At 66.7% G+C, this 13,016-nt stretch carries 10 protein-coding genes; 7 read left to right on the top strand and 3 right to left on the bottom strand.

All coding sequences use genetic code 11. From position 1 onward, the window contains the following. Nucleotides 1-16: 16 nt before the first annotated feature. The 5 genes from purH (at nucleotide 17) to EV663_RS06145 (ending at nucleotide 5,422) form a co-directional block, all read left to right on the top strand. Nucleotides 17-1,606, top strand: coding sequence for a bifunctional phosphoribosylaminoimidazolecarboxamide formyltransferase/IMP cyclohydrolase (gene purH, locus EV663_RS06165; protein WP_132950918.1), 1,590 nt, complete (start codon nucleotides 17-19; stop codon nucleotides 1,604-1,606). A gap of 18 nt (nucleotides 1,607-1,624) precedes the next feature. After that, nucleotides 1,625-2,095, top strand: coding sequence for a signal peptidase II (gene lspA, locus EV663_RS06160; protein WP_132950917.1), 471 nt, complete (start codon nucleotides 1,625-1,627; stop codon nucleotides 2,093-2,095). A 53-nt stretch (nucleotides 2,096-2,148) separates the two neighbouring features. Further along, the gene (locus tag EV663_RS06155) at nucleotides 2,149-2,676 is read left to right on the top strand and encodes a DUF3035 domain-containing protein (protein WP_132950916.1); all 528 of its coding nucleotides are present in this window, start codon (nucleotides 2,149-2,151) and stop codon (nucleotides 2,674-2,676) included. 86 nt (nucleotides 2,677-2,762) lie between these two features. Continuing rightward, nucleotides 2,763-4,109 (top strand): M16 family metallopeptidase, encoded by a 1,347-nt coding sequence (locus tag EV663_RS06150; protein WP_425057127.1) that lies wholly within the window; start codon nucleotides 2,763-2,765, stop codon nucleotides 4,107-4,109. Next, complete coding sequence (locus tag EV663_RS06145; protein ID WP_132950915.1) at nucleotides 4,106-5,422, top strand: M16 family metallopeptidase; 1,317 nt, start codon at nucleotides 4,106-4,108, stop codon at nucleotides 5,420-5,422. The genes EV663_RS06150 and EV663_RS06145 overlap by 4 nt, the downstream gene beginning before the upstream one ends. A gap of 19 nt (nucleotides 5,423-5,441) precedes the next feature. Here the strand turns inward: EV663_RS06145 and EV663_RS06140 are convergent, their stop codons facing one another. Together EV663_RS06140 and EV663_RS06135 are read right to left on the bottom strand one after the other, a co-directional pair. Continuing rightward, complete coding sequence (locus EV663_RS06140; RefSeq protein ID WP_132950914.1) at nucleotides 5,442-7,376, bottom strand: elongation factor G; 1,935 nt, start codon at nucleotides 7,374-7,376, stop codon at nucleotides 5,442-5,444. A gap of 351 nt (nucleotides 7,377-7,727) precedes the next feature. Continuing rightward, a complete protein-coding gene (locus EV663_RS06135) occupies nucleotides 7,728-9,200 on the bottom strand; it encodes an NAD-dependent succinate-semialdehyde dehydrogenase (RefSeq protein WP_132950913.1) in 1,473 nt (490 codons plus the stop codon). A 50-nt stretch (nucleotides 9,201-9,250) separates the two neighbouring features. Here EV663_RS06135 and EV663_RS06130 point away from each other — a divergent pair, with 50 nt between their 5' ends. After that, nucleotides 9,251-10,072: an alpha/beta hydrolase gene (locus EV663_RS06130; RefSeq protein ID WP_425057126.1), complete on the top strand. Its 822-nt coding sequence runs from the start codon at nucleotides 9,251-9,253 to the stop codon at nucleotides 10,070-10,072. A gap of 78 nt (nucleotides 10,073-10,150) precedes the next feature. Here EV663_RS06130 and EV663_RS06125 read toward each other — a convergent pair whose 3' ends face one another. Continuing rightward, nucleotides 10,151-11,146, bottom strand: coding sequence for a P1 family peptidase (locus EV663_RS06125; protein WP_132950912.1), 996 nt, complete (start codon nucleotides 11,144-11,146; stop codon nucleotides 10,151-10,153). Between the two features lie 458 nt (nucleotides 11,147-11,604). Between EV663_RS06125 and EV663_RS06120 the strand changes: the two genes are divergently transcribed. Next, a complete protein-coding gene (locus tag EV663_RS06120) occupies nucleotides 11,605-12,810 on the top strand; it encodes an aminopeptidase P family protein (protein WP_132950911.1) in 1,206 nt (401 codons plus the stop codon). Nucleotides 12,811-13,016 lie beyond the last annotated feature (206 nt).

The following is a 13,016-nucleotide window of genomic DNA, read 5'->3' as shown; positions in this document are numbered from 1 at the left end:
CACGAAGGATATCCCGATGACCGATCTTGCCCCCGTTTGCCGCGCATTGCTTTCCGTTTCCGACAAGACCGGCCTGGTTGAACTGGGCCAGGCGCTGGCCGCGCGCGGGGTCGAGTTGTTGTCGACCGGCGGTACCGCGCGGACGCTGCGCGATGCGGGGCTGGGTGTGATCGACGTGGCAGAGGTGACGGGTTTTCCCGAAATGATGGATGGCCGGGTCAAGACGCTGCACCCGATGGTTCATGGTGGGCTCTTGGCGCTGCGAGACAACCCGGACCATGTGGCCGCGATGGAAACCCACGGGATTGGCCCGATTGACCTGCTGGTGGTCAACCTCTACCCGTTCGAGGCGACAGTGGCCGCCGGGGCGGGCTATGACGACTGCATCGAGAATATCGACATCGGCGGCCCGGCGATGATCCGCGCGGGCGCCAAGAACCACGCCTTCGTGAACGTGGTGGTCGACACCGAGGATTATGCCGCGCTGCTGGCCGAGCTGGACGCCAATGACGGGGCCACGACGCTGGCCTTCCGCAAGAAGCTGGCGCAGACGGCCTATGCCCGCACCGGGGCCTACGATGCGGCGGTCTCGACCTGGATGGCGGGCGCCATCGGCGAGAAGACCCCGCGCCGCCGCGTGGTGGCCGGCACGCTGGCCCAGCCCCTGCGCTATGGCGAGAACCCGCACCAGGGGGCGGCCTTTTACCTGGACGGGTCCGACCGGCCCGGCGTGGCCACCGCGAAACAGTGGCAGGGCAAGGAGCTGTCCTACAACAACATCAACGACACCGACGCCGCGTTCGAGCTGGTCAGCGAGTTTTTGCCCGCGGGCGGTCCCGCCTGCGCCATCATCAAGCACGCCAACCCCTGCGGCGTGGCGCGTGGCGCCTCGCTGGAAGAGGCGTATCGCCGGGCCTTCGACTGCGACCGGACCTCGGCCTTTGGCGGGATCATCGCGCTGAACATGAAGCTGGACGAACCGACGGCCCGCGCGATCTGCGAGATCTTCACCGAGGTGGTGATCGCGCCGGCCGCCGACGACGCCGCGAAAGAGGTCTTTGCCGCCAAGAAGAACCTGCGCCTGCTGACCACCGGGGGGCTTGCCAATCCCGGGGCGGCGGGGCTGACGATCCGCCAGGTGTCGGGCGGGTTCCTGGCGCAGGACAAGGATAACGGTCGGATCACGGCCGAGGATCTGAAGGTGGTCACGAAACGCGCCCCCACCGAGGCCGAGATCGCCGACATGCTGTTTGCCTGGACCGTGGGCAAGCATGTGAAGTCCAACGCCATCGTCTATGTCAAGGATGGCGCCACCGTCGGCGTCGGCGCCGGCCAGATGAGCCGGGTGGATTCCACCCGCATCGCCGCGCGCAAGGCCCAGGACATGGCCGAGGCCGTGGGCCTGCCCGAAACGCCCACCAAGGGCTCGGTCGTGGCCTCGGACGCGTTCTTTCCGTTCCCCGACGGCCTGCTGACCGCGGCCGAGGCCGGGGCGACGGCGGTAATCCAGCCCGGCGGCAGCATGCGCGACGACGAGGTGATCGCCGCCGCCGACGAGGCCGGCCTTGCGATGGTGTTCACCGGCATGCGCCATTTCCGGCACTGATTCGGCAGGGGGCGGGCGATGCGCGCGCTGTTTGGCATGGCGGGGGCGGTTTTCGTCCTTGACCAGATCACCAAGATTTACGTGGTGCACTGGCTGGGGCTGGCCGAAAAGTTGCGCCTTGATGTCTGGCCCCCCTACCTGAACCTGCGCATGGCATGGAATCGCGGGATCAATTTCGGCCTGCTGCCCGCCGATGGTGACGCGGGCCGCTGGGTCCTGATCGGTGTGGCGCTGGCGATCTCTATGGGCGTTGTGATCTGGATGATGCGGGGCGCGCACGGGGTCTGGGCCAGGTTGTCGGCGGGGCTGTTGATCGGGGGGGCAATCGGCAATGTGGTCGACCGCGTCGTCTATGGCGCAGTGGCCGATTTCCTGAACATGTCCTGTTGCGGTATCGACAACCCCTATGCGTTCAACGTGGCCGATATCGCGATTTTCGCGGGTGCGATGGGGCTTGTCGCCTTTACCGGGCGCGACAACACCCCGTGACGTGCCGTTGCGCCTGCGCTAAAGAGGGCAGGACCGGACGGAGGGATCAGGCGATGGGATTGACGCGGACCATGCTTTGGGCGGCGGCCACGGCCACGGCGCTCGCGGGCTGTGCCAGCGAGAAGGAGCCCAAGCTGATGAACATCCGCGCCCAGACCAATTCCCCGGACGAGTTCATGGTGTTGCCCGGCAAGCCGCTTGAGATGCCCCAGGACATGGCGCAACTGCCGCAACCGACGCCCGGCGCACCCAACCGCACCGACCCCACGCCCGAGGCCGACGCAATCGCCGCGCTCGGCGGCAACGCGGCGCGTGCCACGCGCGCCGACCAGCGGCTGATGTCGCATGTCAGCCGGTTTGGCGTCTCGCCCGTTATCCGCCAGACCCTTGCCGCCGAGGACCTGGAATATCGCCGTCAGAATGACGGGCGTCTGCTGGAACGTTGGTTCAACGTCAACGTCTATTTCGAGGCCTATTCGCGGCAGTCGCTGAACCAGCATGCCGAGTTGGAAAGGTGGCGGCGGCTAGGGGTGCGCAATGTCTCGGCCCCGCCCGAAGGGCTGGACGAGGATCAGCGATAGGCCTGTCACAACCCCGTGGCCGCGTCTTGAAAAAGGCCCCCGCGCACGTAGGTTGCTCCAAACAAGGCGAAAAATGGGGTCTGGCCATGGCGATGATGCGCAGCCTTCTGGTTCTGCTGGCTTTGTGGGCATGGCCTGCTCAGGCCGAAACAGTCACCGATTTTACCCTTGATAACGGGATGCAGGTCGTCGTGATCGAGGATCACCGGGCGCCTGTCGCCGTTCACATGGTCTGGTATCGCGTGGGCGCGGCGGACGAGCCGCCGGGCCATTCGGGTATCGCGCATTTCCTCGAGCATCTCATGTTCAAGGGTACCGATGAAATCGGGCCGGGCGAGTTTTCCTTGGCTGTAAAGGCGCAGGGTGGGTCCGACAACGCCTTTACCTCTTGGGACTACACCGCATATTTCCAGCGCGTCGCCGCCGACCGGCTGGGGCTGATGATGCAGATGGAGGCGGACCGGATGACCGGCCTGCGTCTCGATGAAGAGAATGTAAAGACCGAACGCGATGTGATCCTCGAAGAGCGCAACCAGCGTACCGAGAACGACCCTGGCGCGCTGTTTCGCGAACAGATGCGCGCGGCGCTCTACCTCAACCATCCCTACGGCACCCCGATCATCGGCTGGAAGCACGAGATAGAGGCGCTGTCCAAGGATGATGCGCTGTCCTTTTACAACCGCCATTACGCGCCCGAAGATGCGATCCTCGTCGTTGCGGGAGATGTCTCGCCCGAGCAGGTTCATGCGCTGGCACAGGCGCATTACGGGGCGCTGCCTGCCGCCGGCGCGACGGTTGACCGCGCCCGTCCGCAAGAGCCCCCGCACCTGGCCGGACGGCGCCTGGTGCTGGAGGATGACCGCGTCGCACAGCCCTTGTTGATGCGCAGCTACCTTGCGCCCGAACGCGATCCCGGCGACCAGTCCCGCGCCGCCGCCCTAAGCTATCTCGCCGCGCTGCTGGGGGGCGAGGGCGCCACATCGGTTCTGGGCGAGCGGCTGCAATTCGAGGCACGTCTCGCGCTCTATACCGGGGCGGGATATGACGGGCTTTCGCGTGACGATACGACATTCGACGTTTACGTGGTGCCGGCACCGGGTGTGAGCCTTGCCGAGGCAGAGGCCGCGCTGGACGAGGCTCTGTCCGACTTCATCGAGGAAGGCGTCGATCCCGCCTTGTTTGCCAGTCTCAAGACGCAGATGCATGCCTCCGAAATCTATGCGCGCGACAATGTTCAGGGGCTGGCACGGCGCTATGGCGCGGCGCTGGCCTCCGGGCTGACGGTGGCCGATGTGCAGGACTGGCCCGCCGTCTTGCAGGCCGTCACAGCCGATGAGGTGATGGCCGCGGCGCGCGATCTGTTCGATCCCAGGCGATCGGTGACAGGCTGGCTGACACGGCCGGGCCACGAGATCGCGGAGGTCACTCAATGATCCGGCTCATCCTGGCGCTGGCCATTGCGCTGACCCTGGGTATGCCGGTGCGTGGCGAGGTCGCGATCCAGCAGGTGACTTCGCCCGGGGGCATCAATGCCTGGCTGGTGGAAAGCCACGAAATCCCCTTTGTCGCGCTGGAAATCCGGTTCCGTGGCGGCGCCAGCCTGGACGATCCCGACACGCGCGGGGCGATCAACCTGATGGCGGCCCTACTGGAAGAGGGCGCAGGCGACCTGGATGCCCGCGCCTTTGCCCGCGCCCGCGATGCGCTCGCCGCCAGCTTTCGCTTTGATGTCGGCGCGGAATCGCTGCGCGTGTCGGCGCGGATGCTGACCGAAAACCGGGATTCGGCCGTTGGCTTGTTGCGCCAGGCCCTGCACGCGCCCCGGTTCGATCCAGACGCGGTCGAACGCGTGCGCGGGCAGGTCCTGTCCTCGATCGCTTCCGATGCCAAGGACCCCGACGCGATTGCCGGCCAGACATTTGACCGGCTGGCCTTCGGCGATCATCCCTATGCCAGCCCCGTCAAAGGCACCGCGCATAGTGTCGGCTCATTGATCCGTGACGACCTGGTTAGGGCCAAGGCGCGTGTCATGGCGCGCGATCGGCTGTATGTCGCGGCGGCCGGCGATATCACCGCCGAGGATCTGGCCCTGTTGCTGGATCGCCTGTTCGAGGGCCTGCCGGAGCAGGGCGCCCCGATGCCGGCACAGGCCAGCTTCCTGCTGGAGGGCGGGGTAAGCGTCGTGCCCTTCGACACGCCGCAGGCCGTCGCCATCTTCGGCCACGAGGGCATGGCCCGCGACCATCCCGATTTCTTTGCCGCCTACGTCATGAACGAGGTGCTGGGGGCCGGTGGTTTCGGCTCGCGCTTGATGGACGAACTGCGCGAAAAACGGGGTCTGACCTACGGGGTCTACAGCTATCTCTACCCGATGGACCTGGCGCCGCTGATTCTGGGACAAGTTGCATCATCCAATGCGCGGATTGCCGAGGCGATAGAGGTGATCGGGGCCGAATGGGTCCGCATGGCCGCGCAAGGCGCAAGCGAGGCCGAACTGGACGCGGTCAAGACCTACCTGACCGGCGCCTATCCCCTGCGCTTCGACGGCAACGCCAATATCGCGCGCATCCTCGTGGGAATGCAGATGCAGGGCCTGGCGCCCGACTACGTGACCACCCGCAACGACCGCATCCGCGCCGTCAGCCTTGCCGATCTGCGTCGCGTTGCTGCAACGCTGCTACAGCCCGAAAGATTGCATTTCGTCGTGGTCGGGCAGCCAGAGGGCCTGGGCCGCCCCGCCGACTGAGCGGCCCTTGCACAGCGGCTCAGGCCAGTTCGGCGGCCCGCGCCTGGCAGATGCGCTCGGCCTCCTTGCCGTGCAACTCTTCGTAATGGTCGAACCGGGCCTCGAACCACGCGGTGCCATGGGTCAACCCGCCCAACGCCTGGAAAAGTTCTTCTTGCGCCGAGGCTGGGATCAACGCCTCGAATACATCCCAGCCGCGCGCTTCGGGATGCGCGGCGAATCCCAGGACCTGGCCCTTGAGGCTGCTGGCCAGTGCCACAAGTGCGCCGCTATGGATACTGGGCAGGTGGATCGCCACCCGGTCGATCGGGTGCAACACCACCGGACCCGCCTGTTCAAGCGCCTCGCGCACGCCATTCCTGGCGGCGGTCCGAAAGGCATGGTCCGAACTGTCGACCGCGTGATGCTTGCCATCGCTCAACGTTACCGCAACATCCACAACGGGGAATCCCAGCGGCCCCCGCTCCATCGCCTCGCGCGCGCCGGCCTCTACCGCGGGGATGAAGTTGCGCGGTACCGCGCCGCCCTTGACCGTCTCGTCGAAGCCGAATCCCGTGCCGCGATCCAGCGGCCGCACGCTCAGTTCCACATCGGCGAACTGCCCCGCGCCGCCCGACTGCTTACGGTGGCGGTGACGGGTCGTGACGGTCTTGGTGATCGTTTCGCGGTAGATACCCGAAACGGGTTGTTCCACCGCCTCGATTCCGAACTCGCCGGCCAGCTTGGCGAGAACCCGGCGCAGGTGGAGAGGCCCTTGCAGCCTGACGACGAGTTGCCCGGTCGTGCCGTCCTGCGTGGTCCACATTCCTGGATCGCTGGCCGCCATGCGGGCAATCGCCGCCGACAGGCGGGCATCGTCGCGCTCATTGGCAGGGCTCAGAACGCGGGCATAGGCGGGTGGGCGCCCGCGGGTCCAGGCGGGCAGGGGCGTGCTGCGCTCGGCGCAGTAGGCCAGCCCTGGTTCCATGTGATCGGATTTGACCGCCACCGCGACCCCACCGGTGGCCAGCGGCTCTGGTGCGGGCTTGCCGTCAAGGCCTGTCAGGCTGCCGATGGTGCCGCCCGCAAGGGGGGCGGCATGCCGGATGCCCGGTCCCAGCGCGCGGATCAGGACTGACTTGCCGACATGGCGTTTTGTGTCCGAGGCCACCCCGATGGCCAGCGCATCCTCGATCCCCAGTCGCGTGCCGATGGCCTCCATGCCCGGCGCTTCGTGGCGCAGGGCCTTCATCAGACGCGTCACCCCGTTGCCATGGCTTGCCGCGCCCAGGTAGGCGGCCATGACGCGGTTGTCGCGATGGGCCTCGGCCAGCACCGAATAGATCTCCGCGGGGGCCGGCTGACGATCCTCGATCAGCTCCTCCATCAGGTGGTCGTCGTAATCGGCCAGATGCTCCAGCAGGTCGGCGCGCGCCTCCTGTTCCCGGTCCTGCACATGGGACGGAATCTCGACCAGGCGCGACGGTTTGCCCTCACGATACTTGAAGGCACGTTCCGAGACCAGGTCGACCGAGCCGGTTACATGCCCCTCGGCATCGCGGATTGGGGCCTGGCGCAAAACGATGTGATGTCCCGCATAGGCCTGGAGTGCGGCGACGATGTCACGGATGCGGGCCTCATCGAGGTCCATCTTGTTGATGAAGATGAAGCAGGGGACGCGCGATTCCTCGATCAGCCGCAAATAGGGCGCGGCCAGCACTGCGGCCTGCGGATCGGGCGCGACGCACAGGATGGCTGCATCTGACGCCGCCAGCGCCCCGCCGGCATGGCCCAGGTAATCGGGGCCGCCCGCAATGTCGAACCCGATCCAGGATTCGTCCAGGTAGGTGAACTGGCGCACTGCCAGCGCATCGGTGAACTCGGCGGCAATGGACCGTCCCTCAAGCGATCCCAACGCCTCCAACAGCGTTGTCTTGCCCGCTTGCGAGGGGCCCATGATCGTGAAACAGCGCATCTGTCATCCTCCGGTCTGTCGCGTGCGCGGGGCAGGGGCCAGGTCTGCCGCCGATCCGCTGCGCCCGGGCCGGGCACCACGCGCGCTGCCCCCCCATGGGTGCGGCCGCCGGAGGCGTCGGGCCGCTGTCCCCTCGCTCTGATGTTCGGCTGTTACCTCGCACGTGGTCAAGCGAAATCGCCCCTCCCGGCCGGCGCCTGTCGCACTGCCCGGCTGTTCCGTGCGCACCACCTTCCCCTCTTCTTCTTGGTAAAAATACCCCCCGGGGGGAGTCGCCGCGAAGGCGGCGACGGGGGCGGCGCCCCCGACCGGTCGGCTTGCCGCAGGCAAGCCGAAACCGTCGTCACCGGCTCAGACCGACAGGCAGATGTATTTCATCTCCAGATAGTCCTCGATTCCGTGGCGGCTGCCCTCGCGGCCCAGCCCCGATTGCTTGACCCCGCCAAAGGGCGCGACCTCGGTCGAGATGATCCCGGTATTGATCCCCACGATCCCGTATTCCAGCGCTTCGGCCACCTTGTAGACGCGCGACAGATCCCGGGCATAGAAATAGGAGGCCAGGCCGAAAATCGTGTCGTTCGCCATGGCGATCACATCATCCTCGGTCTCGAACCTGAAAAGTGGCGCAAAGGGACCAAAAGTTTCCTCGGTTGCGCATTTCATCTCTTGCGTGGCGCCGGTCACCACCGTGGGCTCGAAGAAGGTGCCGCCATTGCCGTGCCGCTGCCCGCCGCGCAGGATCTGGCCACCTTTTGCTGTGGCATCCTTGATATGGTCCTCGACCTTGTCGAGCGCGGCGACGGAAATCAGCGGCCCCAGATCAATGCCCTCGTCCATCCCGTTGCCCACGCGCAGCCGGCCCACGGCCTCGGCCAGTTTCGCGGCGAAGGCGTCATATATGCCCGCCTGCACGTAGATCCGGTTTGCGCAGACGCAGGTCTGGCCGTTATTGCGGAACTTGCAGGCGATGGCGCCCTCGACCGCCGCGTCCAGGTCGGCGTCGTCGAACACGATGAAGGGCGCGTTGCCGCCCAACTCCATCGAGCATTTCTTGACCTGCGGCGCGGCCTGTTCCAGCAGGATGCGCCCGACCTGGGTCGACCCGGTGAAGGTGATCTTGGCGATCGTCGGGTTCTCGCAGAACTCCTTGCCGATATCGGCCGACCGGGTCGAGGTGATCACCGAGAAGAGGCCCGCGGGCAGTCCCGCCCGTTCGGCCAGCACCGCCAGCGCCAGCGCCGACAGCGGCGTATCCTCCGCCGGTTTCACAAGGAAGGCACAGCCCGCGGCCAGCGCCGGCGCGGCCTTGCGGGTGATCATCGCGTTGGGGAAGTTCCACGGGGTGATCGCGCCGACCACGCCCACGGGCTGGCGGATCACCATCAGCCGCTTGTCCGGCTGGTGACCCGGGATCGTCTCGCCATAGATGCGCTTGGCCTCTTCGGCGAACCATTCCACGAAAGAGGCGCCATAGGCGATCTCGCCCTTCGCCTCGGCCAGCGGCTTGCCCATCTCGGCGGTCAGGATCACCGCCAGGTCGTCCTGGGCGGCCATCATCAACTCGAACCATTTGCGCAGGATATTGGCCCGTTCCTTGGCGGTGCGCGCGGCCCAGTCCTTCTGCGCGGCCCTGGCGGCGGCGATGGCGCGGGCGGTCTCGGTGCGGGTCAGGTCGGGCACCGATGTCAGGACACTGCCGTCGGCAGGGTTGAGAACCTCGAATGTCGCGCCGTCATCCGCATCGATCCAGGCCCCGGCGACATAAGCACGGCTTTCCAGGAGGTCGGGATCGTTCAAAAGGCGCTTGAGATCTGGGGCAGGCATCGGTCATTCTCCCTGTTGTTTGCCCAAGGCAAACCATGGGGGGTGGGGCGATGTCCAGACAAGAGGACGGCATCGACTGGGACGATGCCTATGCCAACGCCGCCCACATCCCCGGCGCGGCCGACTATCCGTCGCGCTGGGCAGAGGCGGCAGCGGCCTTTCGTGCCGGCGCGTTTGGGGAATGCGATCTGCCCTATGGGCACCACCCGCGCCAGCGTTTCGACCTGTTCATGCCCCCGGGTGCTCCGGCTGGCCTGGCTGTCTTCGTCCATGGCGGTTACTGGTTGCGGTTCGACAAATCTTTCTGGTCGCACCTGGCGGCGGGGCCGCTGGCGCGCGGCTGGGCGGTGGCGCTGCCCTCCTACCGGCTGGCGCCCGAGGTCGGCATCGCCTGCATCACGCATGATATCGCGCAGGCGCTTGGGGTAATGGCGCGTCTTTTGCCCAGGGGGCCGATCGTGTTGGCGGGTCATTCCGCCGGCGGGCACCTGGTGGCGCGGATGATCTGCAAGGATATCCACCTGCCCGAAACGGTCGCCGCGCGGATCGCCCGCGTGGTGCCCGTTTCGCCCCTTTCCGACCTTCGCCCGCTTATGCGGACGCAGATGAACACCGCGCTCGGCCTGGACGAGCCCGAGGCGCGTGCGCAAAGCCCGGTCTGCCACACCCCGCGTCCCGACGTGCCGGTCGTGATCTGGGTCGGCGGGGCCGAGCGGCCGGCCTTTCTCGACCAGGCGCGATGGCTGGCCGCGGCCTGGCCCGGCGCGGCGCTGAGCATCGATGCAGCACGCCACCATTTCGATGTGATCGAGGGGTTTGCCAGGCCCGATAGCCCGCTGACCGGGGCGCTGCTCGATGCCGTGCCGACGTGATCTTCGTCACCGTACCGACGTTTCCAACCTGTCCGCGCCATCGGCTTTCCCCGATCATGGATCGATAGGCGCCTTGACTCAGGCCCGTGTCCCAAAGCGATCCTGCCAACTCGGCAAGGTGTCGCCGGGACAGTCCGATGCATGGTAGATACCGCGCGCGATCGCGCGGGCCAGGCAGACGGCCGCGGCGTGACCCAGCCGCAGCGCGTCGCCCTCGGGATCGGACAGCGCGCGGGCCCCGGTGGCCGCGGCAAAAACCAGGTCGCCGTCCATCAGCGTATGGCTGGGGCATAGTGCGCGGGCCATCCCGTCATGGGCGGCCACGGCCAGTCGCGTGGCCTGTGCCTGGTTCAGCCGCGCATCGGTGGCAACGATGGCAATCGTGGTGGCCGTGCACGCGCCGGTCTTGGGCCGCGGCTCGGCGCCGGGATCCGCACGGCCCATGCCCAACCCGCCGAACTCGCCTTCCATTTCCCAGGGCGCCGCCCAGAATTCCGGCCCACCGCCCATCACTGCCGATCCCAAGGCGTTTACCGCCACCAGCGCTCCGACGGTGTAACCGCCATCCAGTACCACCGAGGCCGATCCAAGTCCGCCCTTCAGATCCGCCGTGGTCGCCCCGAATCCGGCCCCGGCCGTGCCAAGCACGACCCCCGTCCCGGCATGTTCCAGCGCCGCGCGACCCAGGGCCCGGTAAGGCGATTGATGCCAGTCCTTGCGCCCGCCATTGAGCAGGTCGAACAGGATCGCCGCCGGTACGATCGGCACGCGGGTCTCGCCCACGGCATAGCCGCGGCCCGCCGCGCGCAGGCCCTCGACCACGCCGGCGGCGGCATCCAGTCCAAAGGCCGAGCCGCCCGACAGAACCAGTGCATCGACCTCCTGCACCAGCCTGTCGGGGGCCAGAAGATCGGTCTCGCGCGTGCCGGGCGCGCCGCCCATCACGTGAACCCCGGCCACGAAAGGCCGCTCGCCCACGACCACGCTCACGCCCGATTTCAGGCGCGTGTCATGGGCCTGTCCGACCATCAGCCCGGCCACATCGGTAATCAAGTTCCGCCTTCCCGGCCGCATCGCGCCCCCCGGTCTTCTTCTTGGTCCAAATACTCACCCGCCCGGGCGGAACGCCCGCGCCTTTTTTCTTCTACGAAGAAACGCAAGATCTTTCGCGGGAAAATAACAGCCTCAGCCGTCGGAAAGCGGGATTGCGGGCGCGGCGTCCAACCGCGCCGGCGTATCGGGAAACGGTCATGCGCAACTCCTGCTCGCGCCACATAGGTCAATTCCGGGCATATGCATGCCGTCCGTCGGGTCCAGCGCCTCGCGCAGCGCGGCCACGGTCTCGAGCCTGGCATTCAGGCCCGGCTTGCCGACGCGCGCGCTTGGGCTAAACTCGACAGCGGGCCGCGTGGCGATGGCGTCGCCGCGGGATGTTACCCAAGGCCCGGCGGCGCGAACCCGTCCACCGTCCTGAACGCCGGGATCGCCCGTGGTCCGGTGATCTTCCGGGCCCCCGAGCCTCGGAGAGCCGAATGCCCCGCCCCGAATTTTTCCGCTTTCACAACGGCGAAAAGGCCACGCTACCGTTTTCGTCCGCAGAGTACGACACCCGCCTGATGGGCCTGCGCACGGCGATGGATGCCGCGGGCGTCGAGATTGCGGTGCTGACATCCATGCAGAACGTGGCCTACTATTCAGGCTTTCTTTATTGCAGCTTCGGTCGGCCCTACGCCCTGGTGGTCACGGCATCGGAGGCGGTGACGATCAGCGCAGGCATAGATGCCGGCCAGCCCTGGCGGCGCTGCCATGGCGACAACCTCACCTATACCGACTGGGCGCGCGACAATTTCTGGCGCGCGGTGGCCCATGTGGCAGGGCAGGGGCGAGCCTTGGGCCTTGAGGCCGACCACCTGGCGCTGGCGCAGAAAGACCGGCTCGATGCTTTCCTTCGCCCGCGCGAAACGGTGGATATCGCGCCGGCGACCATGCAGCAGCGTATGCGCAAAAGCCCCGCCGAGATCGCGCTGATCCGCGCCGGTGCGGCGGTTGCCGATCTGGGCGGCTATGCCATCCGCGAGGCGGTGCGCCTCGGCGCGCGCGAAATCGATGTCGCCATGGCGGGCCGTGACGCGATGGAACTGGACATCGCCCGCCGGTTTCCCGATGCCGAGTATCGCGATACCTGGGCGTGGTTCCAGTCTGGTCTGAACACCGACGGCGCGCATAACCCGGTAACCGCGCGCCGCTTGCAGCGCGGCGATATCCTTTCGCTCAACGCCTTTCCGATGATCTCGGGCTATTACACGGCGCTGGAACGCACCATGTTCGCGGCAGAGGTGGATGCAGAATGCCTCGCGATATGGGAGGCAAACGTGGCCGCCCATGAATACGGCATGTCGCTGTTGAAACCGGGGATGAGTTGCGCCGAGGTGACCCGTGCGATCAACGCGTTCTTCGCAGAACGTGACCTGTTGCGCTATCGCAGCTTCGGTTATGGTCACTCCTTCGGATTGCTTTCGTATTACTATGGCCGCGAAGCCGGGCTGGAGTTGCGCGAGGATATCGATACGGTGCTCGAACCCGGCATGGTGGTCTCGATGGAACCGATGCTGACCATTCCGCAAGGGCAGCCCGGTGCAGGCGGCTACCGCGAGCACGATATCCTCGTGCTGACCGAAACTGGCGCCGAGAATATTACCGCCTATCCCTACGGACCCGATTTCAATGTCGTTGGATGACCCCGCCATTCGCCCCTGGCCGCCGCGGCGACATGGGTATTTTCACCAAGAAGAAGGTGGCAGAGCCGTGCCTGCTGGCTTCTTCTTGGCCCAAATACCCAAATCCGTCCGCCCCGTAAGGGGGGGACGAAAGCCGTGCGCCGCAGGCACGCAATCTGGATGCGATCAGACGGCGCGGCGCGTCATGTTTGCTCTTTCGATCCGCC

The organism is Rhodovulum bhavnagarense, assembly GCF_004343505.1.
GTDB lineage: Bacteria > Pseudomonadota > Alphaproteobacteria > Rhodobacterales > Rhodobacteraceae > Rhodovulum > Rhodovulum bhavnagarense.
Note: the sequence above shows the minus strand (reverse complement) of the source record. Positions and strands in the feature narration are given on the sequence as shown.